This is a genomic window from Clostridium sp. DL-VIII (genome assembly GCF_000230835.1).
Classification (GTDB): domain Bacteria; phylum Bacillota; class Clostridia; order Clostridiales; family Clostridiaceae; genus Clostridium.
The window spans coordinates 1,832,608-1,858,021 of sequence record NZ_CM001240.1 but is presented as its reverse complement, the minus strand read 5'-3'; the positions used below and the strand labels follow the sequence as shown (position 1 = coordinate 1,858,021).

Here is a 25,414-nt window from a genome sequence, read left to right as displayed (position 1 = left end):
ATTATTTATCTCCCTTCTTTAAAAAGTCATCCCATAACGGTGACATGTTTCTTAATCTTTCTATTATTGGTGGTACAACTTCTAAAACATAATCTACATCTTCTTCAGTTGATCCTTCGCCCATTGTAAGTCTTAATGATCCATGAGCGATTTCATGAGGAAGACCTATTGCAAGTAATACATGTGAAGGATCTAAAGATCCTGATGTACATGCACTACCGCTTGATGCACAAACTCCCTTAAAATCTAATGATAATAGGATAGATTCACCTTCTATAAATCTAAAACAAACATTAACATTTCCAGGTAATCTCTTATCTCCTTTTGGTCCATTTAATCTTGTATATGGAATTTTTAAGAGTCCATCCATCAACTTATCTCTTAGAAATGTTAACTTCTTCATATGTTCTTCTAAATTATTGTGTGCAAGCTCCATAGCCTTTCCAAGGCCTACAATAGCTGCTATATTTTCAGTTCCAGCTCTTCTATTTCTTTCTTGAGCTCCACCATGAATTAAGTTATCAATCTTAATTCCTTTCTTTATATATAAAACACCGATACCTTTTGGTCCATAGATCTTATGACCTGCAAGTGATAACATATCAATGTTCATATCTTTAACATCTACCGGCACATTTCCAACCGCTTGAACTGCATCTGTGTGGAAGAAAATATTTTTTTCTTTGCAAATTTCTCCAATTTCTTTTATCGGTTGAATTGTTCCTATTTCATTATTTGCAAACATTATACTTACTAAAATAGTTTTGTCTGTTATTGCATTTTTTAAATCTTCTAAATTTATGAAACCTTCTTCATTTACATCTAGATATGTAACGTCAAAACCATTCTTCTCTAAATATGCACAAGTATGAAGAACTGCATGATGTTCTATCTTAGTTGTTATAATGTGATTTCCTTTGTTTTTATGTGCTGATGCAATTCCTTTTATTGCCCAGTTGTCAGCCTCTGATCCACCCCCTGTAAAATACACTTCATCAGGTAAGCAGTTTAATGCTTCTGCAACTTGTTCTCTAGCTTTATCTATAGATCTTTTTGTTTCTCTTGATATTCCATAAAATGAAGATGGATTTCCGAACTTTTCAGTAAAATAAGGAAGCATCTCTTCTAATACTTCTGGTTTTACGTAAGTCGTTGCTGAATAGTCCATATATACATTTTTCATTATTCTTCACTCCTATCTGCTATCTTAATGCCGCCTTTACTTTTCTTTGCAGCTTCATAATCATCAATTATATCCTGTAATGTAATTGAATTCATAACACCATCTATACTTCTCTTAATTTTTTCCCATACCGCTTTAGTAGCACAACTATCTGAACTCTCACATTCTATACCATCTATGCAATCTGCTACCTCAATAGGACCTTCTAAAATAGTCATTATATCTCCTACCGTTATTTCACTTGGTGGCTTGCATAAAACATATCCGCCTTGTGCTCCTCTTATACTTCTTATAACATTTGCACGTCTAAGTGGACTAAATAATTGTTCTAAATAGTATTCAGAAAGATTTTCTCTTTTTGATATAGTCTTTATAGAAACAGGAGCGCCTCCATAGCTAGATGCTAAATCTACCATTGCCCTAACTCCATATCTTCCTTTAGTTGAAAGCTTCATTCTTTCACCTCTTTGTTTAATTAATATAATAATTTTGCTTATATCTTACCAAATTACTCGGCTTTTGTCAAACCATAATTTTTTATTTTCTCCCAATACTTCCTTATGCTTTCTTCATACTTATTATTTTGTTCACAATAATATATTTTTCCTTCTAGTTCTTTTGGCATATAATTTTGTTTTACATAGTGATTTTCATAGTCATGAGGATATTTATATCCAGCAACTCCAAGTTTTGCTGCCCCCATATAATGAGCGTCTTTTAAATGCATAGGAACATCTCCAAAATTAATGCTTTCCAAATCATTCATTGCTGCATCTATAGCTAAACATGCACTATTTGACTTTGGCAAAGTTGCTAAGTATATAACTATTTCAGATAAAATAATTTTTGCTTCTGGAAATCCAACTTTTAAAGCAAGCTCTATACCTGAATTAACAACAGATAATGCATTTGGAAAAGCGAGTCCTATATCTTCAGCTGCAATAACAGAAAGCCTTCGCACAATAGCAGTTAAGTTTCCACCCTTAATAAGTCTTGCCAAATAATGAATAGCAGCATCGGGATCACTTCCTCTAATGCTCTTTTGAAGTGCGCTTAATAAATTATAAAATTCATCGCCACTTGAATCTGCTCTCATGTTAGACTGTCCTAAGCTCTCAATATACTCAGCAGAAATGGTTCTAATATTTTTCACTTGTGAATTTATAGCAAGTTCCAATATATTATAAGCTTTTCTGTAATCACCTTGAGATATTTCCGCAATATAATTTAGTGCTTCATTGGAATATTCTATTTTTACTCCCTCAGCTGTTAACTTATTTATGGAATTTTCTAAGCCAATTATAATATCAGAAGTTTCCAATGGTTTAAAGGAAAATATATTACATCTGCTTATAATTGCTTTATGTATTACAAAATAAGGATTTTCAGTAGTACTTGCAATCAAAGTTATTCTTCCATCTTCTATAAATTCTAATAGAGCCTGCTGCTGTTTCTTATTAAAATGCTGAATTTCATCTATATATAAGACTACTCCATTATAACTTAATAAGTTATTCATATTATCAGTTATATCCTGAATATCTTTTACAGATGCAGTTGTCGCGTTTAACTTATAGAATTTCTTGTCTACATAATTGGCCATTATGTTAGCCAAGGTAGTCTTTCCTGTTCCAGGAGGTCCATAGAATATACAATTACATATGTTCCTACTTCCTATCAAATTATATAATGGCTTTCCTTCACTTAAAATATGCTTCTGTCCTACAAAATCTTCTAATTTATCAGGCCTCATCAAATCTGCCAATGGTCTCATTGTTTCACCTCTTTGTGCCATTATATATAAAAGAATTAATACATTTTATATACCTATTCTATATATAATTTATTCCTGAACATCCAACAAAAAATATTATAGCATAGAAAATATACTATTCCAGTAACTTTAATAAATTTTTCGATTAATTAAGACAAAAATGCGGATAATCTTTAATTTCGACCATCCGCATTATATTTAAAACACTCAAACTAGTTTAATATTCATATTATAGCACATATTGATTGAAAAGTATAACCTTTTTTATTTTACTTAATCATGATTTCCTCTGGCTTTGAAGATGCAACATAATACAGCTTACCACTATCACTATCTAGTATTGAGATATTAGCAGATATTTCAACTGCTCCACTTGCACCCTTATCAAGTTTATATCCATTTGTATAATCTCCAGTTATATATGCATCCTTTCCATTTAGAGTTATATAAACATCTTTTGTAACAGTATATGTTTTACCAGTTGCATATATATATTCCTTATATGTTCCTGGTGTAAAGCTAACTGCAGGCTTTATAGTAGTTGTTCCATCTGCATTTTTGTCCACTTCAGCCTCTTTAGTAATTTCTGTAGAAGCTTTATATTGATTTTCTACCAGCTGCTCAGTAAGCTGAGAATAACCTCCCCCATGGTGATTAGAAGTGCTATTCTTTACTGTATTATTCGTATCAGCTGTCTCTGTAGGATTAGTTATTGAAACTGGTGCCCCGGCAGATGTGAATGCTAAAACTAGAGCTGGCACTTTGTCCCCTATAGCTTCTCCTGTTGCTGCAAAAGTATAAACTACACCATTAATTGTTACTTGACCTTTTTGCATTGCTCCGTTTGGGGCAAAGTAATATATTTTATTATCAATCTTAATTACACCAGTCTGCATTGCTCCAGAAGCTGAAGCAAAATACATTACTCCATTATCATTTATCCATCCTGTTTTCATAGCACCTGATGGCTGCATATAATACCATACTCCTCCATCATTTACCCAGCTTGTACTCATTGCACCCGATGGCTGCATATAGTACCATGTACCTTTATCATTTAGCCATCCTGCCTTCATGGCACCTGATGGCTGCATATAATACCATATGCCTCCATCATTTACCCAGCCTGTTTTCATATATCCGTCTGAACCAAAGTAATACCATACACCATCTATACTTTCCCATCCAACAGAATATGAGCTTCCCTCTGTATTCCACCATCCACTATTATCATGTTTCCATTCTGCCGAAGCACTTATTGGCGATAGAGCTGCTATTGTTAATGCTGCTGCTATTGCCGCTAATATTTTTCTTATTTTTAAGCTTTTCATTATTATTATTATACCCTCCTTGTATTCTTCCAAAAGAAACTCTTTTTTCTAATATTTAAGTAAAGCCTTTGCGTACGAAACTTCTTCCCACGATATACCACTAACTCTATCTATAATTGTTTGTAAATTATCAGAGTTAAGTTGAATTATGATGTTTCCACCCTTTGTTATAGATGCAGTTGTCTTTCCTTGACTATCCTTCCCAAATGTAACATCAAAACTTTTATCATATGCCTTTGTAATATCAATGACCTTTTGCTCTGCATTTATTCTATCTGTTCCAACTTTAGAATCCATTGCCTGCACTTTTTGTGCAATCTCTACAAATTTATTCTTAAATTTATTGAACGTATCCTCATCTTTTGTTGCTTTATCTAAAACACTTGCTACTGTATCGTTTTTATTATTTTGAATTTTAGTTATAAGTTTATCTATAGATGCATTGCTTGAAAGCTGGGAGTCAATTTCATTTAGGACATCTTCACTTAAAATGTCTCCAATCTTAGTATCTTTGTCAACTCCAGAAAATACACCTGTTGGATTGGTACCATTTTTATATTGATTCACGGCTATTTTTATTAAGTCAGCATTACTAGGTATAGTAACTGCTGATGCCCCAATAGATGTAGAACAAGATAACACAAGTCCAACTGTTCCTATTGCTAATACTTTTTTGACCTTCATTTTATTCTATCCCCTTTCATTATTGTGACTGCGTAATTATAAGTTAATTATAGTTATTTGCATCAGCCTATTGTAAATTTTTACCATATACTTTATATTATATCATTTTCCTTTTAATTACAATATATATTAACTTTACTTTGTAATATATATATGTTGCAATTAACAATTTACAAAGTACAATTGACAATTGCAGTTGAAATCCTTACAGGATTTCTTGAAAATGTAGAATTATTAAATCAATATATATAGTTAAATAAATATATGATGAATTTTACATTCATTTTGTTATTTTTTAAAAATTTGTTTATTTTTTCCATTTAGCATGGTAAATTATATATAAAGTCTTTCTTATGGTCTTTTAAATACAGACTTTAAATCAAATGTATAAGAGGTGTTAATAATGAGAAATTTAAAACTAAAGACATTACTAATCATTATGGCTGCAACACTTTCAGCTTCGGTAGTTATAATTCCAACTAAAGCCTCAGCTGCTTGGATACAAACTGATAGCGGTAATTGGAACTACAGTAATGAAAATAGCTTAGTTTCTGGATGGAAATCTATTGACGGACAATGGTATTTCTTTGATTCTAACGAAAATATGAAAACTGGATGGTTAAATAACGAAGGTACATGGTATTATCTTTCCACTTCTGGAGAGATGAAAATCGGCTGGATAAACGATGGTGGCACATGGTACTATACTAATTCATCTGGTGCTATGCAAACTGGATGGCTGCTTTATAATGGTTCCTGGTATTATCTAAATCCATCAGGCACTATGCAGACTGGACTTGCTAACGTAAATGGTAAAACTTATTACTTAAGCGAATCCGGAGCAATGAAGACAGGAGATATTACTGTTAACGGAATAAATTATACCTTTGCTGCTACCGGAGAAAAAATCAGTTCATCTGCTGTAAATACGACAGCTACCGCTAGTACAGGGACAACTGCTAGCGCAAGCTCTAGTTCGTCAACTTCAGGAACCTCAGACGGGTCTAGTTCTGGCAGTTCAGGTGGGTCATCTGGTGGTTCAGGCAGTTCTAACTCAAGTTCATATTCTAAAAGCTTATATGGAACTTGGAATGTATCAAGTATCATAACTCCTAAACTTAAGAATGCTGTTTCTAATGAAAAAAAGGATGCTCTCGTAGGTTTAGCTGTAGGACAAGAATTTACAATAAACAGTAGTGGAATAACTGTAAATGGTTTTGGAGATGTTGATAATTCTTCTATTCGTGAAGGTATTATGACTTCCTCAACTTTTTATAGCAAATACGGAAATGCCTTTAAAGAATTAGGAATATATGGTGATCAAGCTAAATATATTTCCAGCAATATAACTATAAATTATAATTCCCAAAATCATAACATCCCTGTAACTGTTCTCATTGTAGATGACGGAAACGTATATGCCTTAGTAGACAACTACGCACTTTATAAATTAGCAAAACAATAATATATACTTTACTTATTTAATTTTAAGTAAAATTAAAGTATGCTGTTACAGTTTTTATAATTAAGACAAACTGTAACAACATACTTTATATTTTTTATTAACCTAATCTGTTCTATCTATTCCATATATAATTTTTATACTTGTCCCCGAAAAGTTTTAAATTTCCTAGATGCTTGTGCTGAACTTGTACCTCACTTACTAATGTACATATCTTTCTAAACACTTTTTATAGAATAACATTTCCCTTAGCAATCCTTTAACTGTTTCCAAAATAATTTAATCTTCTTCTATTAGTTCCACTTCTGATAAATCTATTTCTAAATCTTTAAACCTTATAGCATTAAATTTCTCGTTTAATGTACAACTATGCTTCAATTCATATTTATTATTTACTAATGAATAGATCCATATTTTTTTACTCATTGGTGATACAATCCAATATTCTGGTACACCATATTCTTCATATAGGTCTTTTTTAGAAATAAGATCATCATCCGGATTTGATGGACTTAAAACTTCTATAATTAATTGTGGAATTCCTATATAACCTCTATAAAAAATTTGATTTTTGTCACAATACACTGCAACATCTGGAGCCACTTCAGCTTTTTTCGATTTTATTAAATTATCAATACTATTTTTATCAGATTTAATAATAGTTGGATCTTCTTTAGTTAGAAATAAAGCAGCTTCAATTGAAACATTACAAGACTTCTTGAAATAATTTTTTAATTGTAAATATAATTCTCCTTGTAACTCTATATGATTATATATAGGTCTTGGCGACATATATTTTACATTATTAATCCATTCTTCTTTTAATAATGAGTTTTCTAATTTATTAGGTTCCATACTATCATCTCCTCTATACAATAACTATATCATAAAATCACCTAATAATTTAATTATAACCTACATTTAATCTTCTTAAAGATTTTACACAGTTAATCTCTATACTAGTGCTTAACACCTTTTTTTAGAAGTATATATCTTATAATAAATGAAATAAAAAACTGCTAAGCCTATTATTGAGCCAGAAAAATCTACTAAAACATCACTAACCATAGCTGTTCTCCCAGGGATAAAAGACTGATGGAATTCATCAGTTACTGCATAAAGCAAGCAAATAAATAATATGTAAATCACTGCATCCTTTCCTTTTTTGTTATATATGAACAGTATGCCGCTTACAAAAATAGCTAATGTCATATATAAAAATCCATGGGCATTTTTTCTGATTATTTGATCTAATTGACTTAATTTTGCTGACTGTAAATTAGGTGTATTTTTATTTGCTTGTGCCTCATGGTTTACTTCTGCATTTTGACTTACTTTTTCATCACTATTAGTGGATTTATCTAGTCTCGACTGACTTATTGTATTATCTGGTAGTTCATTTTGCAATTTTGATTTAGCTTCCTCAATTATGTTAACTACTTTAATACTTTCGCTATGAGAAACCTGCCCATTGCTGCTTGACATGAAAAATATAAATCCCATCCAAAATAAACATAAAAGTATAATAACTTTCTTCACTTAAGTACCTCTTTTCTTTATTAATTTAAATCTGTATAAAGATAAACGTGAATATTTAATTATTTACCTATATTTCATATATTAAACAATCATAAACACTTCAAAATAAAAAACAGATAAGATTATTGAATTAATTCATCTTATCTGTTATATTTAATTTCCATATTATTTAAAATTATACTTAATGATTTTGTGATTTTATTCAAATTGAATATTTTTCACTTATATTTTATCTCAATGCTACTTTTCACTTTTATCCAAATAAAGTTCTATCACTTAATGCTTCTGCTCCATTAGCTTTTTCAAAAAGCCCAAGAAGTTTATTATTATCTAACTTTTCTTTTTCTTCATCTTTAACATCTACTAGTATTTTACCTCTATGCATCATGAAAAGTCTGTTACCATTTTCAAGAGCATGTTTTAGATTATGTGTAACCATAAGGGTTGTTATTCCGCTTTCCCTAACAATTTTCCTAGTAATATCCATTATTATCTCCGATGTTTTTGGATCCAAGGCAGCAGTATGCTCATCTAAAAGCAACAACTTCGGTTTAGACATTACTGACATAAGCAGCGTCAAGGCTTGTCTTTGTCCTCCGGATAAAAGCAATACCTTATTATAAAGTTTATCTTCTAAGCCTAAATTAAGCTCTCTCACCATCTCTTTATAATAGTCTATTCTCTTCTTATTTATACCAAATCCAAGTCCAAAGGTTTTTCCCTTGTTATCTGCAAGAGATATATTTTCTAATATGGTCATATTAGGTGCAACACCTTTAGATGGATCTTGAAATACTCGTCCTATAGACTTTGACCTTACATACTCCGGCTTATCAATAACTTCATCTCCATCTAATAATATGGACCCTGTATCAGCTTCTAATGTTCCCGATATCATATTCAATAATGTTGACTTACCAGCTCCATTAGAACCAATTATACTTATGAAATCACCTTGTTTAACTTCTAAAGACAATTTATCAAACACCCTGTTTTCATTTATTGTATTTGGATTAAATACTTTGGATAGTTGTCTCACCTTTAGCATCTTTTGCACCACCTTCCACAATAGTTTTTTTCTTTTTAAATTTAAGAACCCCACTGTTAGAACATAATGCTATAACTACAATTATTGCAGTCATTAGTTTTAAATCATTAGCATTTAAACCTAATTTTAAGACAATTGCTATTGCTGCTTTATATATGACTGCACCAAATATTGATAATGTAGTCACTTTAATAAATGATATTCTTTCAAATAATGATGTACCAATTATTACAGCTGCAAGCCCCATTACTACTGTACCCGTTCCCATTCCAACATCACTAAAACCTTGATATTGTGCAGTTAGCGCCCCAGCAAGTGCAACTAACGCATTACTTATCATAAGTCCTAAAACCTTAACTAAATCTTTATTTACCCCAAGAGATGAAACCACCTGTTCATTATCTCCTACAGCTCTAAGTAAAAATCCTGATTTTGTTTTCAAATATAAATCTAATAATATTTTTACAATAATAACTATTACTAAAATCAATACTAGTGCCGGAATAGATAATTTAAACAAATTCGGTGTATTAAACAATGGGATATTAGCTTTTCCCATTATTCTTAAGTTTATAGAATATAAACCTATCATAACTAATATTCCAGCCATTAAGTTTGTTATCTTAAGCTTTACGTGTAAAAATGCTGTTACTCCTCCAGCTATTGCCCCACCTATAGTTGCCACTATTATTGTGATCCAAGGATTAACTCCTTTTACCAGCAGTGCTGCAGAAATTGCAGCACCAAGTGGAAATGTTGAATCTACAGATAGATCAGGAAAATCTAAAATTTTGTAAGTTATATATACTCCAATGGAAACTAGTGAAAATAGTAGTCCTTGTTCTAAAATATTTATTAAAACTCCCACTATTCAACGCCTCCAGTTACCTTCTTACAACTTTCTTCTATATCTGATGGAATTGCTACATTTAACTTTTTAGCAACATCAGTATTTATAGTATATGACATATCACTTAATGTACTTATTTCAACATCTGATGGTTTCTTTCCATCTAAAACTTCTGCTGCTTTGTATCCTGCCTCTTTACCTAATTTATAATAATCTATACCTATTGATGCAAGACCGCCTTTTTCTACAACCGCCTCTTCTGCACCTATTATAGGAACGTTTTTATCTAAACAAAGTTTGCCAACTAATGCATAACCAGATGCAACTGTATTATCTGTTGGCGTATATAATGCATCTATTTGATCTAATGCACTTGTTAAATTTTGATTTATTTCATTTACAGTAGTAACTCCAACTTCTTTCACTGCTAGTCCTTCTTTTTCAGCTGCTTCTTTAAGTTCATCAACTTGAACTACTGAATTTGTTTCTGAAGTATTATAAATTACACCTATTGTCTTTGCATTTGGAAGTAATTTTTTAAGAAGTTCTATTTGCTTGTCAACTGGAACTTTGTCCGATGTTCCAGTAACATTTGTCCCTGAACTTTTCCAATCTTTTGCTACTTCAGCCTTTACAGGATCTGTTACTGCTGTAAATACTATCGGAATATCTTTAGTCGAATTATATGCCGCTTGAACTGCTGGTGTAGCAATTGCAAAAATCAAATCTTTCTTTGAATCTACAAATTGCTTAGCAATTGTTTGTGCATTAGCTTGTTCACCCTGAGCATTTTGCTGTTCAATCTTAATATTTTTTCCTTCTTCATATCCTTTTTCTTTTAGTCCGTCAACAAACCCCTTATTAGATGCATCTAAAGCATCATGTTGAACCAATTGAATTACTCCAACATTTTTTACTGCTGATGAAGTTCCCCCTTGGTTATTTGAATCTGTCGCACCTTTCCCACATCCTGCAAGAATCCCTCCAACTAAAACTGTGCATAATAGCATCGCTGCTTTCTTTTTTCCTACCATCTTTCCATCCTCCTACTATTTAGATATTATCAATTTCCTACTATACTACTTTGTTTAATCCTACAATTAATGTCGCAATTATATAACTATATTTATGCTAATCCATCAAATAAATTGATAATATTTTATAAATCTTTTAAGTTATAATACCATAATTTAATATTCTTGTAAAGGCAGGCCATACAAGCTTTAGACATTATTTTAATATTTTTAACCGAAAATTATACTTTCATCACATCAAAAGGAAAGCCTTCTAGTGACAAATGGCAAATTCAAGGGTAAAATCCTTAAAAATATGATTTCTAAACAATATTATTTAAGAAAAATCTGTAGGCTTTTCTTACTTTATTTAAATGAATATCAGAAAAACAAGAAAAAAATAAAAAGCAGTAAGAATTTAAACGCCTCACTGCTTTTTAATTAGAAAATTACTTATATAGCAATTACTATACTTAACTCATGTACGAAATATAAATACTATTTTAAATTATATACTTTGCTAATACCAAAAGACTATTGCGGTTATTAATAAGCAAAATGTACTGGATTTGGAGTAACATATCTTACAGTGTTATCAGATCCAACTAAAGTAATTACTGTTTCTATTGTTCCGTTCTTACCTTTTTGAATTTTAAATCCATCACTAAGATTTCCCTCTAAACCTACATCTGTACCATCATCAAAACTTATGTGTACATTTTTTGTTCCAGTATAAGTCACTCCACCTATTGTTGTGTTAACTGGATCACCTGCTGCAAAATCTACATTTGCTTGTACTGTAACAGTTCCATTATTGTTATCAATTGGAGCTCCTAAGCTAATCTTTGTATCTCTTACAAATGCATTATCTATGGCTTTTTGTTGTTTATCTTTTGTGCTGCTTCCGCTACTGCTGCTTCCGCCACCACCGCCTGATGAACCTCCGCTGCTTATTGGTGTAGCTGTACCTGTACTACCTGTTGTATTTAATGCTGCTGAAACTCCTGCAGATGTAAATGCTAAAGTTGGAGTTGGTAATACACTTCCAACTGCTTCTCCGCTCAATGCAAATGTATAAACTTTACCATCTATTGTTACAGTTCCTTTTTGCATTGCTCCACTTGGTGCAAGATAGTATATCTTTCCATCAACTTGGATTACACCAGTTTGCATTGCTCCTGATGATGCTGCAAAATACCATACTCCATTATCATTTATCCATCCAGTTTTCATTGCTCCCGATGATTGTAAATAGTACCATGTACCTCCATCGTTAACCCAGCCAGTTTTCATTGCTCCTGATGATTGTAAATAGTACCATGTACCTCCATCATTAACCCAGCCTGTCTTCATATATCCATCTGTACCAAAGTAATACCAAGTATTATCGATATTACTCCAGCCAACAGAATAAGAACTTCCTTCTGTATTCCACCATCCATAAGAATCTTGTCTCCATTCAGCTGATGCGCCTATTGGAGATAAAGCTAATACTGAAGCTGCAACTGTTGCTGCTGCAACTACTTTTCTTAATTTTAAACTTAACATTATTATATTGCCCTCCTTAATAATTTTCGCTTTTAGTTATTATGTTAATCTTGATATCTTAAGCTAACGAAACTATTTTATCTGCAATAATTTAGACTCTATTTTTCTTATTTTCATGCTAGTAAAAATAAACACAAGCAGTCCTACAATCAATGTTATAAGACCATACACGGATAGAAGTTCTAATAAATATTTTATTGCATAAGAAATAATTTCTTTGAAATAAACTGGCCCAATATTAATCTTTTCATAAAATTTAAAGATATGAGCACCTGCAAATATTGAAAATAATATCAGTCCCGCTATTAAAAAAGCCCTGCTTATCTGTTTTAATGAGCATATAATTTTTTTCTTATTCGTTTTAATCAAAATAATCATAAAGATTATAGGTAAACTCATAAACATCCAAAACATTTTATATACTATTGAGGTTACTTTTGCAATTTTTTCAATTCTGCTATCATTGAATACTTTGCTCAAGTCTAGTTTTTCAACTTCTTTTTCAATATCATTGTCAGCTTCATCAATTAACTTATTTTGTATAATCTCTAATTGACTTCCAGCACTTTGTGCAGGTTTAGCATCACCCTTCTGAGAACCTGACTTAACACTTTCTTTGTTATTTTCATCTGCCGAACTGCTCTTAATATCTGATGAGGCATTATTTCCACTTGCTTTACTTTGATTTTCTCCAGAGCTTTCTTTATTACTATCACTTTCATCTTTTGCGGGGTCCCCATCAATTGTTATGCCATATCCCGCTAATATTTTTAAAGCCTGCTCTTCGGTTATTCCTTTTTCTTTTGCTTTTTGAATTGCCTGTTCTTCAGTAAGACCTTTTTGCTTTAAAATTTCTCTTACCCTAGCTTCCGCTTCATCCTTTGACATTAACCTTTCTACTTTTAAAGAATCTTGTCCAACTTGTGCTTTAGTTTTAACGACCATCATTTCATCCACTTTATATTTATCTATAGCATTTGATGTATTTTGAATGTCTATATGACTGTTATAAGACAAATCTCCAGTTGGTTTTATTAAGCTTTGCATCGTAGAATGTATCATGTCTGCAACTCTTTGCTTATATACCTCTGTGTCTACTGGCTGTATATTGTTTTTACCAGTTTTCAGATAATCTATAATTCCTGGAATTGCTGCATCTGCTTCTCTTTTTATATCATCTTCAGTTATTATTGATTCTTTAATGTCATAATTAATATTCTTAGCACTTAATATCGCATCTATTTTACTATATATTGATTCTTTAACTTGTTCATAAGCATTACTCTTTTCAAGTATCCTTGTATATGTATTTCTATTTAATATAACCACTTGAAAAAATATACATAATACCCCAAACATTATACTAAGCATTAATAATACTTCAATAATAATGCTCATGCTTCTTTTAGTCTTATTCATGCTAATATATTAATCCTCCTTGATGATGTAAATCCATACTTCACTAAACACTAATTAGCGCTATTTAAATCTTTTTCTGCAGCAAGAGCCTTATCATAATCTAAATCATTTACTTCATTAATTGCTTTTTGAACTTCAGTTTCATTAACTTCGCCTAATAGCTTGCTGCCTTCCATTAATGTTGCACTAGTTTCACCATATCCATCTTTACCAAAGTTAACTTTTAATTTGCTATTGTATAAATTTACAAAGGTTCTGAACTCTGTTTCTGCAGCAACTCTTTTGTCCCCTGTTTTATTTTCAGCCTCTTCTAATTTTCCTGCAGCAGTTATAAAATAGCTCTTAAATCTATAAAAAGTATCTTCATTAGTAGTTACTTTATCTAATGCTGCTTCGAAAGTTAAATCGATGTTATTTTCAAGTTTTGTTTGAGCTTCTGGGCTTGCTATTCCAACTGCTGCTATTACAGTGCTGTTTGCAACGCTTCCAATTTTAGAATCCTTATTAACCCCCGAAAATAAATCTGTTTGATTTTTTCCATTTTGATATTGTTGCTTTGCCATAACCTTTATTAAAGTCTTAGTTTTAGGAGATAATCCATCAGATGTTGTAGCAGCTGATGCTCCAATAGATGTTGCACTAACTAATGCTAATCCAATTGCCCCTATTGATAATAACTTTCTAATTTTCATTTTATTCTGACCCCTTTCAATATTAAAAATATTGCTTAATAGTTATAATTACCTTTACAAGAAATTATAACTATTTACTACATACATATACATATATTATAGCATTTTCCCCCTAATTACAATACATTTTCCACCATATTTTGAATTAATACCACATTTTTAACTAAAATAAATCACTTCATATTTATCAGTAAATCCAATAATATTTAATAATTTCTTTGAATTTTGTCAGATATAATGGTAAATTATATATATGATTTTAAATTTTATAAAATTAGTCCTTAAGTTGGAAACAGCTAACTAATATATTACATAGGGAGTGTTAAAATGAAAAGAAATAAACTAAAAAATTTATTTGCTATAATGGCAATCACGCTCGTAACTTCAATGGCAGTCTTACCAGCATCTAAAGCTTCAGCTGCATGGCTTCAAGCAGATAATGGTAATTGGAGTTATTCAGAAGGAGATAATTCAGTTTATGGCTGGAAGTCAATTGATGAAAACTGGTACTTCTTCGATACAAATGGATTTATGAAAACCGGCTGGTTAAATGACAATGGCAGCTGGTATTATTTAGCCTCTTCAGGAGCTATGAAAACCGGCTGGATCAATGATGGAGCCTCATGGTACTATTTACAATCATCAGGTGTAATGAAAACTGGCTGGCTTAGCGATAACGGCAGCTGGTATTATTTAAATTCAGCTGGTACTATGCAGACTGGATTAACAGCCATAGATGGCAAGACTTATTATTTAAGTGAATCAGGTGCTATGAAAACTGGAAACATTACAATAAATGGTGTAAATTACACTTTTGCTGCAAGCGGTGAAAAAGTAACTTCAACAAATGCTAGCCAAAATTCTACTGCTACAACAACAAATGCTAACACAACTACTTCTTCAACTACCGACTCTTCAACAACTACTAGCGGAGGCAGCGGCTCTTCAGCAGGAGGATCTGGTGGAGCTTCAGGAGGTACTAATTCTGGTACAAGTACATCATATTATAAGAGCTTGTATGGAACTTGGTCTTTAGGTGATTGTGTTTCTACTAAGATGACAACAGAAACAAATTATACACCTGCTTTGGTAAATGCTTATTTAGGTGGAAACACTACATTTACAATTAACAGCGACGGAATTAATTACAATGGATCATCTGATTATTCTATATCTAATGCAGCTATTAAAGAAAGCACTATGACTTCATCAGAGTTTAAAAGCAAATATAATAATGTTTCTTTCAGTGATGCAGGTATCTCTGGAGATAGCGTTAAACATATCACTGTAACTGGCTCAGGTCATACTGGAAATATTTTCATTGCTAATAATGGAGATGTATATATCTTAGCTAAAAATTTGCTTTATAAAATGGATAAACAATAGGATTACTATATCTATCTCAATTAACAATTGACACTTATTCAAAAAATTCTCATAAAATTTTAAGAGCTTATAAGTTTCAGATATTATGGCAGTACAATAAGCTCGAGATTCTTATAACATAAATAAAAAAATATGCTATTACTGAAAAGTCTCAAAAACCAGGACAAACAGTAATAGCATATTTTTTAAATCTATTTTTTATCATACCAACATATATATGTAATTAAAAACTTGAAATGTATATATCACAATTTGTAATACACAGTTTACAATTAGAAATATTTGTTATTCCCTTCTTAAAGAATCTACCGGATCCAACTTAGCTGCCTTGTTAGCTGGGAATAATCCAGCCACCATACTTATTGCAACACTTAATGCAATTCCAAACATTTTATAAGAATTCTTTATTAACACCAAATCAATATGAAATAACTTATTGGACATTATATTTATTCCTTTCATAGCAGCTACTGAAAATGCAACCCCAATAACTCCCCCAAAAAGTCCAATTAAAAAAGCTTCGCAAATAAAAATTCTTCTTATGTCCTTACTTCTTGCTCCAATAGCTTTAATTATTCCTATTTCTTTAGTTCTTTCAACTACACTTATGTACATAATAATTATTATCATGATTGCAGAAACCATTAAAGACACCCCGGAAATTCCAGATAACACATATGTTAAAATGCTTATCATCTCATTAAACATATTTACCATTTCTTCCTCTGATGAGCCTGAATATCCAAGCTCCTTAACCTTGTCCTTAATTGAAGCAGTATATTTATCATCAGTTGTTTTTAGATACATAACATTAGGATTCAATTTATAATTATTAGCTGAATATAAATTCTCTAGGTCCGAATAATTCAATAAAACAGATTTCATTATTGCCGTAAGATCTCCGCCTGCAGTAGTATAAATTCCACTTATTACAAAATCCTTAGTCAATACTTTCTGATTCACGAAAATATGTAATGTTGCTGTTTTCCCTATAACATCTCCTCCAAGCTTATCACTAACAGCCTTATTAACCAATATCTCTCCAGCCCCTGGCAGCTCTCCATCCTGAAGATTTGATTTTGTTATATTTGATGATATAGTCGAAAGTCTCATTATATTACTTCCACTTCCATTGCAGCTTAAAGAATTAGCTCCCATTGAAATTTCAGTAAATCCATTTTCCACAGAAGCTACATTTTCTACTTCCGATAACTTTTGAATATCTTCATCTTTAAATGAGCTTTGCTTATTTATGTTAGGTTTTTGTATCGTGCCAATATCAAAATCTACTGTTTCTGAATCATCACTAGGCATATTAACTTCTATTACCATTGGATTAACATAGCTGTTCATAGTGTTATTAAAATAAGCCTTAATTCCATTCCCAAAAGAGAGCATTAAAATAAGGCTCATTATTCCTATGCTTGACCCTATAGAAATAAATATATTACGTATTGCTTTTTCCTTCATATTATTCAGAGCTAACTTTATAGAATCTAAAATACTAAGATTTTGTCCTCTTCTTCTAAAATGCTTTTTATCACTGCTTTTAACTTCATCATAACTAATTTCATTTTCTAATTTAAATAAATACTTATCATCAATAATTTCACCATCTGCTATCTTAATTACTCTGCTGGAGCAGGCTGCTATCTTTTCAGAATGGGTAACCATTATTACAAGCTTTCCTCTTTCTGCAATTGTTCTCATTATTTCAAGAACCTGCATTGAAGTTTTTGAATCCAAGCTGCCTGTTGGTTCATCTGCAATAATTATTTCCGGATCATTAATTAAGGCTCTTGCAATAGCAACTCTTTGCTTTTGACCTCCAGACAGCTGATTTGGTTTCTTGTAGATATGATCCTTTAAGCCAAGCTCACCTAACATCTTCTCTGCACGCTTAGTACGCTCTTTCTTTCTGACATTTGATAAAGTCATAGCCATTGTCACATTATCCAAAATAGATAAATGAGGTATTAAATTAAAACTTTGAAATACAAAACCTATTTTATTTTTCCTATATGTATCCAGTTCTTTCTTTCTTAATTTTTTAATATTTTCTCCGTTAACAAACAATTCCCCGCTATAGTTAGAGTCTAGTCCACCTATTATATTCATTAATGTAGATTTTCCACTACCAGATTCTCCAACAATAGATACTAATTCATTCTTATTAAAATATAAATTTATATTTTTTAACACATGAATCTTTTCATTTCCTTTTGATTTATAATATTTATTAATATCATTTATCTCTAATAAGTTCATCTATACTCCCCTTTTGTATATCTTTATTATTAAAATTAAGCATTTAATTTATGCTCTTCTTACAATCACAGCTCCCCTTAAGCCTGATTGTTAATTTCGTTCTAGCTTTTTAGAAGCGTATATAGTGTATATTTTATAATAAACAAAATAAAATATTAATAATCCTATTATAGCTCCACAAAAATCAACTAATATATCGCTTACCATAGAAGTCCTTCCAGGTACAAAAGCCTGATGGAACTCATCAGTAACTGCATAAAACAAACATGTAAATAGTATATAAATCACAGCATCTTTCCCTTTTTTGTTGAAAGAAAATATCGTGCTGCTTACAAAAACAGCTAATGTCATATATAAAAATCCATGAGCATTCTTTCTAACTATATGATCCAATTCCTCTAACTTTGCTGATTGTAAATTAGTTGTATTTTTATTAGCTTGTACCCCGTTTCCTGTTCCTGTATCTCCATTTGCCTTTTGCTCATTATCAGCACTTTTATCTGCCTTTATCTCACTTGTATTCTTATCTTGAGTTTCAGTTTCTATTTTTGATTTAGCATTTTCAATTATTTTAACCACTTTAGTGCTTTGACCATGAGAAATCTGTCCATTATTACTTGACATATAGAATATAAATCCCATCCAAAACAAGCATAAAATTATAGTAATTTTCTTCATTTTAATTACCTCTCTAATTTCTTTACGTCATAATTTTTTCAATTTTATCTTTTACATTTACTACAAAATAGATTTGTATACTATTATACCCCATGACCTTATTACTTAAAACCAAAAATTATGTTAAAAACATTAATTTAATAAAATTGTCATACTCAGTTAATCAATATGAATATTTTCTTTATTTTTATAAATAAAATTAATATCTAAATTAAGGAATTTTTTTATTATTTTTAAAATATGTATTAATATGGAAAAAATTTCTGGTATAATTTAGTTAGTACCTTGAATAATTAGGAGGTGGCTTTATGCACTTTTTTAACATATTAAAAAAGAAGTATGATGAATACGGGTTTGATTCAAAGGGATTTCATAAAAACGGAACACTATATGATGAACGTGGTTTTAACAAGAATGGGCTTCATAAAAACGGCACATTTTTCAATAGCGAAGGGTACAGTAGAGAAGGATATGATAAAAACGGATATGATAAAGATGGCTTTAACAGTGCCGGCTTTGATAAAGATGGATATAACAGAAATGGCTTTAACATACTTGGCTATGATCGAAATGGAGACTATCTAGAAATGAGCTACGAATGGAAAAAATCAAGATAATAAATACCAAAACTTATGCACATTATAAAACTCATCTTCATCTAAATAATTAGAAAAACCATAGAGATTTAAGTTTCTCTATGGTTTTTCTTTTACAAAGCATTATTTTCTTCTATCTTGCATGCTCATCGCCAAAAAGCACCCCAAATGTCTTTATGATTAAAATTACATCAATCAAAATATTTCTTTCCCTAACATATTTAATGTCTAACCTCATCCAATCTTCAAAGTCAATATCACTTCGGCCAGATACCTGCCAATAACAGGTTAGACCTGGTTTAACTTTTAATCTTTTAAGCATCCAATCTTCAAAGCACATAACTTCTTTTGGAAGAGATGGCCTCGGTCCTACTAAACTCATATCTCCTTTTAATATATTAAATAACTGTGGCAGCTCATCTATGCTTGTCTTTCTTATAAACTTACCTACTTTTGTAACCCTAGGATCATCTTTAAGCTTAAACATCGGTCCACTCATCTCATTCTTCTCTCTTAACTTGTCCTTTAGTTCTTCTGCATTTGTTACCATTGACCTAAATTTATACATCTTAAAACTTTTTCCATCCTTCCCAACTCTCTCTTGAGAAAAGATAGAACTGCCTGATGATTCAGCTTTTATCAAAATAGCTACAATTAAAAGTACTGGACTTAAAATTATAAGTCCAATTGCTGAACATATGACATCTATGATTCTCTTAACAAAATCATATAAAATCCAGCTATTTCCCAGCTGTTCTTCAAGTAAAATCTCCTCCCTATTAACTTGTAGTTGCTGCATATTATTCTCTCCCCCTTATAAAAGCATTATTAAATGATCACAATAAAAGCTAATACCATAGCGCTTATTTCCTTAACTAATAAGGCATAATCAAAAAATGACTAATTTTTTTTACACGCTAAGAAACCGACCTTTATATATAAATCATAAAGGTCGGTTGCACTGCTAACTCACCATATATAAAGTGCCCAAAATAAAATATATGGATCATAGTTTCCTTAATAAAAAGTCATATTAGATTTTCGCTTATGTAAATAATTATTCTATACATACGTAAAATTTATAATTTATTTATCTGTATGATTATGACCTATTAAATCATACTTAATATTAATTATTTACCAAGGCTATTTTACCATATATATACTCACATGTTAATATATTCAGAACTACAAAAAAATATTAATTTTTTTGTACTTCTAAAATATCTTTTTAAATACCAGTCAGAAGCTTGTTACTAATCTGCTAAAAATTTATCTTAACTTTTCTATTTCATCAATAGACAATCCAGTTTTAATTGCTATAGTTTCGTTATCTAATACATCTAATAAATTTTCAGCTATTTCAAAAGCTTTTTTCTTTTCTCCATCCTGCATACCTTGTTCTATACCTTTTTGTATACCTTGTTCTATTCCTTTTTGTAGACCTTGTTGTATTCCTTGTTCTATCCCTTTTTGCATTCCTTTTTCTTCAGCTGTTTTCATTTCCGCTATGTAATCTCTTAGTCTTTTCAAATCATTTTCATATATTTCTCTTTCTTCTCTATCTAAGTACATAACATCAAGTTTTTCAACTGCTTTCTTTACAGCTTCATCTACTGCTAATTCTTCTGGAATTCTATTTTTTTCAAGTTCGTATGCTCTATTCAAAAAAACAATCCATCTATCTAATGCTGTTTTTACATCTTTAAAATCCTTTTTAAATTTATTTAATTCCACAAAATGCATTTCAAATACAGTTGATAACTCTTTTTTACTTTTCTGATTATAAACTTTATATACGTTATGAAAATCATCTTCGTCTAAATAATCAAAATCCAATATATTTATAGATATTGTTTTTCTCAGCTTATCATAATTATATCCGCCTTCTAACTGATCTGAATATACCTTTGCCCAGTAATAAAATGCTCTCTTCTCATAAAAGAGCTGCTCTGAAAGCTGCATTTCTATATCATACCAAATTCCTCTTTCATCTACTCCTTTTATATCTAGTATACTCATTTTATCTTCCTTATAATTTGCTATATTATAAGGGTTTTTAAGGTATACATCTTTTATCTGCTGATCTTCTGACAGCATTGAGTTTATGAATGAAATTAAAATATCTTTATTTTCTTCACTTCCAAATAGCTTTTTAAATGCAAAATCAACCTTTGGATTCAATCTACACACAAGCTTCACTCCCTTTCTAATTCATAATACATATTCAAATTTAACATTAATTCTATTAATATTATAGCCTATAAATTATTTGCTTAAAACAAAAATTGCACTAAACTTTCATTTAGTGGGACAGCCCCATAATATGCTATTTCACTTTTATCATCAAGGCTGTTCTTTAATTCTTCTGCAAATGTAAATTTTCGACTGCCGAATTCTCCAACAATGGATATTAATTCATTTTTTTAATATAAATTTATATTTTTTAACACATGAATATTTTCATTTTCTCTTGATTTGTAATATTTATTAATATCTTTTAACTCTAATAAGTTCATCTATACTCTCTTTTTGTATACCCTATCATTAATATTAGTATTTAATTTATAATCTCCTGCTAGTCAATTACATTCTCTTAATTATAGATTGCCCCTAATTACACGCTGCACTTTTTTATTAAGCATCCTGAGTACTCAACTTATTTTTGTAAAAGCAATTTGAATTTTTGGTTATTTGATGGTAATATGGACTTATATGGTATTTAACTAATAATATGTAATTATTTGTATTAAACATTAACTTATACATAAAATTACATTTACTATGTTCAGTTAGTTCTGTAAAATTATTGTAGAAAAATATTATAATGTTTTGCACAATTTCTTTTTCTTTTAAATTATACTCTATTTTTGTTTTATCTGCGTATATTACTCACAGGGGGAAATTAAATGGATTCAGAAACAATATCTATTGAAGAAATTTTTCAGATACTTAAAAAGAAATGGAAATTAGTAATTATTTTGCCACTTATAACAACAGCAATATCTATTTTTTATAGTTTTTATATAGTTAAACCACAATATGAAGCTTGCACTAAAGTCTTTGTAGGTAAGGAAACTGCGGACAAAGAAAAGTATGATAATAATGATGTAGAAATGTATCAAAAATTATTAAAAACTTATTCTGAATTAGCAAAAACTAATACTTTAGTTTCAAAAGCACTAAAAGAACATAACATAGATTTACAATCATCAGCTGTACTTAATGCGCTTACAACAATTCCAACGGCAAATACTCAAATACTGGAAATAAGATATATAAATTTAAATAAATCATTAGCTAAAGATACAGTTTCTGCAATAACTGATGAATTTATTAAAGAAACACAGGAGCTTATCCCTGATAGCACCGTGAAAGTAATAGAAGATGTTGTAATATCTGAAACATTGACTAGTTCAAAGAAAAGAATGTATGTAGCTATAGGGTTTATAATCGGTCTTATGTTAAGCTTCGGAATTATTTTTTTAATAGAATTTCTTGATTATACATTTAAAGACAAAGAGAAATTAGAAAGAATTGTTCAGCTGCCGACTTTCGGCATAATCCCTGATGACACTAAGGTACGAAAAATAAAAAATCATATAACGCTTATAGTAGAAAAAAAGCCAAAATCTATTGTGGCAGAAGCTTACAGGACACTAATAACCAATATCCTATATTCTGAATCAGAAAAAACTATCAAAACCATATTAGTTACAAGTTCAAAATTGCAAGAAGGGAAATCGACAGTAGCTGGAAATTTAGCTTTATCTTTTGCTGAAAACGACAAAAAAGTAATAATAGTAGACTGTGATCTTAGAAAGCCTTCTTTACATGAAAAATTTAATATATCTAATACTTCTGGTTTATCTGATGTTATACTAAAAAGAGACTCCTTAGATAATGTAATTCAAAAGCATAACAAAAACCTTTATGTAATCTCTTCTGGGAAATTTACCGAAAAACCAGCAAGTATGTTAGCATCCCAAACAATGGATGATATACTAACTGAATTAAATCAAAAATACGATATAATCCTGCTAGACAGCCCGCCTGCCCAAGCAGTTACTGATGCCCAAATTCTATCATCAAAAGTAGACTGTACTTTAATTGTAATACGTTCAGGCCTAACAAATGCTAAATCAGTATTAGAAACCAAAAGCCTATTAACAAAGGTCAGCGGCTTAGTAATTGGAACTGTGTTACATAGAACTGAGTATAATAAGGATACATATTATTATAGAAGTCATGGTTCCAGCAATAAGACTACTAGAAGTCTGCTTGGTTGAATTTCGTGCTTCTGGATCCAAAGAGAATAGCTGTATGAATATAACATTATATTCATACAGCTATTTACTTAAAACAAAAATTGCACTAAATAATTCTTTAGTACAACGCTTGTACTTGTAAATTTTCGGACATCCGAGGTGCTTCTGAGGGAACTTGTGAATGCAGTTGCTAAATTACATACTGCTAGAATTGATGGTTAATTATTATTCTCAAATTAACTTTTCCTCGTTATTTTTATTTAATTATTGCTGCTCTTAATTTACTACTTGCCTCATCTAAAAGTTTTTGCCAATCATCAACACTCTTAGTCCCTGACATTACTGAATCGATTGTTCCAAGATATATATCTGTCCAGTTTACACCTTCTACCGGATTAGTAGCTGCAAAGCTGCCCATTATTGGTAATGCACCATTATCATATATCTTATATAATTCTTTTTGCAACGGAGTTAAATATTTATCAGCAATTTTTAAAGCACCATTTACCGGAACAACTGCTTTAGCATTTTCAGCTATTATTCCAACAGCCTCATCGCTATACATATAAGCCATAAATTCTTCTGCCAATTCTTTATTAGAAGCATCTTTAGGGATATACATTTGTTCAAGGAAACTTACAGAATATTGCTTATCCCCAGCTTTGTATGATGGATATGGCATAAATCCCCATTCAAATCCATCTGCTCTTGGAGCATCCTTCATTTCATCTGGTAACCAATTTCCATTTGGAATAAATAATGCTTTATCATCTAAAACTAATTGTTGATTCTTAGTGAATCCTTGCTTATTAGCATTTCCAACAACTGATGGTTCTAAATAATTTTTCATTTTGCCAATTGTATCTAATGCAGTTCTAGCTTCTTTTGTGTCCCAAAAGCCTTCCTTATAATTAAAAGCATCTTTAACTTTATCAATACCACCATTTGCTGCTAATAAAGGCGGCATAACACAATCAAAATATCCAGAAGTAGCATATGAGAACAATGATATTCCATCAGCTTTAGCTTTATCTCCTAACGCATACATTTTCATCCCAGGTTTTTGGAAGTGTATATCCCTTTTGTTCAAAAAGATGTTTATCATAAAATAATCCTGTTGGACTGTAAAACAATGGTGCCAAATATGTTTTTCCATCTCCATAAGGATTAGTTGCTGCTGTATCTAAAAATCCTGGTAATATCTTTTCCTTTACAGTAACATTTTCTCCTGGAACCTTTTTATTTAACACTCCTGATAAATCTGATAAAGCTTGATCCTTAATAAATGTTTCAGTTAAAGCTTCCTTTGCGCCAGTAGCCAAATAAATAAAATCTGGTACATTACCTGCTTGAATTTGCGGACGAAGAATGTCTGCTAAGTTAGAAGCACATGTTAATTCTACAGTAACCCCTTCATGTTCCTTTTCAAAGTTCTCTTTTAACTTCTCCCAATAAACTTTTCCATAACCACCTTCAAACGCTGCTACTTTTAGCACCTTATTTTCCTTTGTACTGGTTCCCACTGATGTACTGTTACCGCATCCAGTTAACATAGGAAGCAAAATCATTGAAGCTAATATCATTGATAATAATCTTTTTTTCACAGTCTCTCCCCCTTTTATTTTAGCATTTTATACTTACTCTACTATGTGTACAAAATTTATTACTATAATTT

Annotated in this window: 23 protein-coding genes and 1 riboswitch; of the genes, 4 read left to right on the top strand and 19 right to left on the bottom strand. The window is 30.7% G+C overall.

Annotated elements, in window-relative coordinates; translation table 11 throughout:
• Position 1: 1 nt before the first annotated feature.
• The 5 genes from nifS to CDLVIII_RS08470 form a co-directional block, all read right to left on the bottom strand.
• Complete coding sequence (nifS, locus tag CDLVIII_RS08490) at positions 2-1,183, bottom strand: cysteine desulfurase NifS (RefSeq protein WP_009169039.1); 1,182 nt, start codon at positions 1,181-1,183, stop codon at positions 2-4.
• Positions 1,183-1,638 (bottom strand): Rrf2 family transcriptional regulator, encoded by a 456-nt coding sequence (locus tag CDLVIII_RS08485; protein ID WP_009169038.1) that lies wholly within the window; start codon positions 1,636-1,638, stop codon positions 1,183-1,185. Before CDLVIII_RS08485 ends, nifS begins: the two co-directional genes overlap by 1 nt.
• Positions 1,639-1,691: 53 nt before the next feature.
• Positions 1,692-2,957: a replication-associated recombination protein A gene (locus CDLVIII_RS08480; RefSeq protein WP_009169037.1), complete on the bottom strand. Its 1,266-nt coding sequence runs from the start codon at positions 2,955-2,957 to the stop codon at positions 1,692-1,694.
• Between the two features lie 269 nt (positions 2,958-3,226).
• The gene (locus CDLVIII_RS08475) at positions 3,227-4,288 is read right to left on the bottom strand and encodes an N-acetylmuramoyl-L-alanine amidase family protein (protein WP_009169036.1); all 1,062 of its coding nucleotides are present in this window, start codon (positions 4,286-4,288) and stop codon (positions 3,227-3,229) included.
• A 48-nt stretch (positions 4,289-4,336) separates the two neighbouring features.
• Positions 4,337-4,972 carry a hypothetical protein gene (locus tag CDLVIII_RS08470; protein WP_009169035.1) on the bottom strand — a complete coding sequence of 212 codons (636 nt, stop codon included), beginning with the start codon at positions 4,970-4,972 and terminating at the stop codon, positions 4,337-4,339.
• Positions 4,973-5,375: 403 nt separating this feature from the next.
• On the opposite strand from CDLVIII_RS08470, the gene CDLVIII_RS08465 reads away from it, so the two are divergent.
• Positions 5,376-6,437 (top strand): N-acetylmuramoyl-L-alanine amidase family protein, encoded by a 1,062-nt coding sequence (locus CDLVIII_RS08465; protein ID WP_009169034.1) that lies wholly within the window; start codon positions 5,376-5,378, stop codon positions 6,435-6,437.
• A gap of 276 nt (positions 6,438-6,713) precedes the next feature.
• On the opposite strand, the gene CDLVIII_RS08460 is transcribed toward CDLVIII_RS08465, so the two are convergent.
• From CDLVIII_RS08460 to CDLVIII_RS08425, 8 genes are all read right to left on the bottom strand, one after another.
• Complete coding sequence (locus tag CDLVIII_RS08460; protein ID WP_009169033.1) at positions 6,714-7,289, bottom strand: Uma2 family endonuclease; 576 nt, start codon at positions 7,287-7,289, stop codon at positions 6,714-6,716.
• Positions 7,290-7,400: 111 nt separating this feature from the next.
• Positions 7,401-7,973: a VanZ family protein gene (locus CDLVIII_RS08455; protein WP_009169032.1), complete on the bottom strand. Its 573-nt coding sequence runs from the start codon at positions 7,971-7,973 to the stop codon at positions 7,401-7,403.
• 253 nt (positions 7,974-8,226) lie between these two features.
• A complete protein-coding gene (locus CDLVIII_RS08450) occupies positions 8,227-9,021 on the bottom strand; it encodes an ATP-binding cassette domain-containing protein (protein WP_009169031.1) in 795 nt (264 codons plus the stop codon).
• A complete protein-coding gene (locus CDLVIII_RS08445) occupies positions 8,987-9,889 on the bottom strand; it encodes an ABC transporter (RefSeq protein ID WP_009169030.1) in 903 nt (300 codons plus the stop codon). The genes CDLVIII_RS08450 and CDLVIII_RS08445 overlap by 35 nt, the downstream gene beginning before the upstream one ends.
• Complete coding sequence (locus CDLVIII_RS08440) at positions 9,889-10,905, bottom strand: ABC transporter substrate-binding protein (protein WP_009169029.1); 1,017 nt, start codon at positions 10,903-10,905, stop codon at positions 9,889-9,891. Before CDLVIII_RS08440 ends, CDLVIII_RS08445 begins: the two co-directional genes overlap by 1 nt.
• Positions 10,906-11,430: 525 nt before the next feature.
• The gene (locus CDLVIII_RS08435) at positions 11,431-12,432 is read right to left on the bottom strand and encodes an N-acetylmuramoyl-L-alanine amidase family protein (protein ID WP_009169028.1); all 1,002 of its coding nucleotides are present in this window, start codon (positions 12,430-12,432) and stop codon (positions 11,431-11,433) included.
• A 72-nt stretch (positions 12,433-12,504) separates the two neighbouring features.
• On the bottom strand, positions 12,505-13,851 hold the full coding sequence (locus tag CDLVIII_RS08430; RefSeq protein ID WP_009169027.1) for a DUF4199 domain-containing protein: 1,347 nt from the start codon (positions 13,849-13,851) through the stop codon (positions 12,505-12,507).
• A 50-nt stretch (positions 13,852-13,901) separates the two neighbouring features.
• The gene (locus CDLVIII_RS08425; RefSeq protein WP_009169026.1) at positions 13,902-14,543 is read right to left on the bottom strand and encodes a hypothetical protein; all 642 of its coding nucleotides are present in this window, start codon (positions 14,541-14,543) and stop codon (positions 13,902-13,904) included.
• A 327-nt stretch (positions 14,544-14,870) separates the two neighbouring features.
• Here CDLVIII_RS08425 and CDLVIII_RS08420 point away from each other — a divergent pair, with 327 nt between their 5' ends.
• On the top strand, positions 14,871-15,929 hold the full coding sequence (locus tag CDLVIII_RS08420) for an N-acetylmuramoyl-L-alanine amidase family protein (protein WP_009169025.1): 1,059 nt from the start codon (positions 14,871-14,873) through the stop codon (positions 15,927-15,929).
• 285 nt (positions 15,930-16,214) lie between these two features.
• Here CDLVIII_RS08420 and CDLVIII_RS08415 read toward each other — a convergent pair whose 3' ends face one another.
• Both CDLVIII_RS08415 and CDLVIII_RS08410 read right to left on the bottom strand, forming a co-directional pair.
• Positions 16,215-18,197 carry an ABC transporter ATP-binding protein/permease gene (locus tag CDLVIII_RS08415; protein ID WP_009169024.1) on the bottom strand — a complete coding sequence of 661 codons (1,983 nt, stop codon included), beginning with the start codon at positions 18,195-18,197 and terminating at the stop codon, positions 16,215-16,217.
• Positions 18,198-18,287: 90 nt separating this feature from the next.
• Positions 18,288-18,875, bottom strand: coding sequence for a VanZ family protein (locus CDLVIII_RS08410; protein WP_009169023.1), 588 nt, complete (start codon positions 18,873-18,875; stop codon positions 18,288-18,290).
• Between the two features lie 308 nt (positions 18,876-19,183).
• On the opposite strand from CDLVIII_RS08410, the gene CDLVIII_RS08405 reads away from it, so the two are divergent.
• Positions 19,184-19,492: a hypothetical protein gene (locus CDLVIII_RS08405; RefSeq protein WP_009169022.1), complete on the top strand. Its 309-nt coding sequence runs from the start codon at positions 19,184-19,186 to the stop codon at positions 19,490-19,492.
• A 112-nt stretch (positions 19,493-19,604) separates the two neighbouring features.
• Here the strand turns inward: CDLVIII_RS08405 and CDLVIII_RS08400 are convergent, their stop codons facing one another.
• On the bottom strand, positions 19,605-20,270 hold the full coding sequence (locus tag CDLVIII_RS08400) for a sugar transferase (protein ID WP_009169021.1): 666 nt from the start codon (positions 20,268-20,270) through the stop codon (positions 19,605-19,607).
• Between the two features lie 142 nt (positions 20,271-20,412).
• Positions 20,413-20,497, bottom strand: a riboswitch (cyclic di-GMP riboswitch).
• A 246-nt stretch (positions 20,498-20,743) separates the two neighbouring features.
• A complete protein-coding gene (locus tag CDLVIII_RS08395) occupies positions 20,744-21,664 on the bottom strand; it encodes an Rpn family recombination-promoting nuclease/putative transposase (RefSeq protein ID WP_009169020.1) in 921 nt (306 codons plus the stop codon).
• Positions 21,665-22,380: 716 nt separating this feature from the next.
• Between CDLVIII_RS08395 and CDLVIII_RS31855 the strand changes: the two genes are divergently transcribed.
• Positions 22,381-23,760, top strand: a complete 1,380-nt coding sequence (locus CDLVIII_RS31855) for a polysaccharide biosynthesis tyrosine autokinase (RefSeq protein WP_009169018.1) — start codon at positions 22,381-22,383, stop codon at positions 23,758-23,760.
• A 235-nt stretch (positions 23,761-23,995) separates the two neighbouring features.
• On the opposite strand, the gene CDLVIII_RS32725 is transcribed toward CDLVIII_RS31855, so the two are convergent.
• Entirely contained in the window at positions 23,996-24,793 is a 798-nt protein-coding gene (locus CDLVIII_RS32725; RefSeq protein ID WP_347462205.1) for a carbohydrate ABC transporter substrate-binding protein, read from the bottom strand.
• Positions 24,768-25,343, bottom strand: a complete 576-nt coding sequence (locus tag CDLVIII_RS32720; protein WP_347462204.1) for an extracellular solute-binding protein — start codon at positions 25,341-25,343, stop codon at positions 24,768-24,770. Before CDLVIII_RS32720 ends, CDLVIII_RS32725 begins: the two co-directional genes overlap by 26 nt.
• Between the last annotated feature and the right edge of the window lie 71 nt (positions 25,344-25,414).

Excerpts from the sequence above, each read along its gene's own strand:
- nifS (WP_009169039.1), bottom strand. The coding sequence starts at position 1,183 with ATGAAAAATGTATATATGGACTATTCAGCAACGACTTACGTAAAACCA.
- CDLVIII_RS08485 (WP_009169038.1), bottom strand. The coding sequence starts at position 1,638 with ATGAAGCTTTCAACTAAAGGAAGATATGGAGTTAGGGCAATGGTAGAT.
- CDLVIII_RS08480 (WP_009169037.1), bottom strand. The coding sequence starts at position 2,957 with ATGAGACCATTGGCAGATTTGATGAGGCCTGATAAATTAGAAGATTTT.
- CDLVIII_RS08475 (WP_009169036.1), bottom strand. The coding sequence starts at position 4,288 with ATGAAAAGCTTAAAAATAAGAAAAATATTAGCGGCAATAGCAGCAGCA.
- CDLVIII_RS08470 (WP_009169035.1), bottom strand. The coding sequence starts at position 4,972 with ATGAAGGTCAAAAAAGTATTAGCAATAGGAACAGTTGGACTTGTGTTA.
- CDLVIII_RS08465 (WP_009169034.1), top strand. The coding sequence starts at position 5,376 with ATGAGAAATTTAAAACTAAAGACATTACTAATCATTATGGCTGCAACA.
- CDLVIII_RS08460 (WP_009169033.1), bottom strand. The coding sequence starts at position 7,289 with ATGGAACCTAATAAATTAGAAAACTCATTATTAAAAGAAGAATGGATT.
- CDLVIII_RS08450 (WP_009169031.1), bottom strand. The coding sequence starts at position 9,021 with ATGCTAAAGGTGAGACAACTATCCAAAGTATTTAATCCAAATACAATA.
- CDLVIII_RS08440 (WP_009169029.1), bottom strand. The coding sequence starts at position 10,905 with ATGGTAGGAAAAAAGAAAGCAGCGATGCTATTATGCACAGTTTTAGTT.
- CDLVIII_RS08435 (WP_009169028.1), bottom strand. The coding sequence starts at position 12,432 with ATGTTAAGTTTAAAATTAAGAAAAGTAGTTGCAGCAGCAACAGTTGCA.
- CDLVIII_RS08430 (WP_009169027.1), bottom strand. The coding sequence starts at position 13,851 with ATGAATAAGACTAAAAGAAGCATGAGCATTATTATTGAAGTATTATTA.
- CDLVIII_RS08425 (WP_009169026.1), bottom strand. The coding sequence starts at position 14,543 with ATGAAAATTAGAAAGTTATTATCAATAGGGGCAATTGGATTAGCATTA.
- CDLVIII_RS08420 (WP_009169025.1), top strand. The coding sequence starts at position 14,871 with ATGAAAAGAAATAAACTAAAAAATTTATTTGCTATAATGGCAATCACG.
- CDLVIII_RS08415 (WP_009169024.1), bottom strand. The coding sequence starts at position 18,197 with ATGAACTTATTAGAGATAAATGATATTAATAAATATTATAAATCAAAA.
- CDLVIII_RS08410 (WP_009169023.1), bottom strand. The coding sequence starts at position 18,875 with ATGAAGAAAATTACTATAATTTTATGCTTGTTTTGGATGGGATTTATA.
- CDLVIII_RS08405 (WP_009169022.1), top strand. The coding sequence starts at position 19,184 with ATGCACTTTTTTAACATATTAAAAAAGAAGTATGATGAATACGGGTTT.
- CDLVIII_RS08400 (WP_009169021.1), bottom strand. The coding sequence starts at position 20,270 with ATGCAGCAACTACAAGTTAATAGGGAGGAGATTTTACTTGAAGAACAG.
- CDLVIII_RS31855 (WP_009169018.1), top strand. The coding sequence starts at position 22,381 with ATGGATTCAGAAACAATATCTATTGAAGAAATTTTTCAGATACTTAAA.
- CDLVIII_RS32725 (WP_347462205.1), bottom strand. The coding sequence starts at position 24,793 with ATGAAAATGTATGCGTTAGGAGATAAAGCTAAAGCTGATGGAATATCA.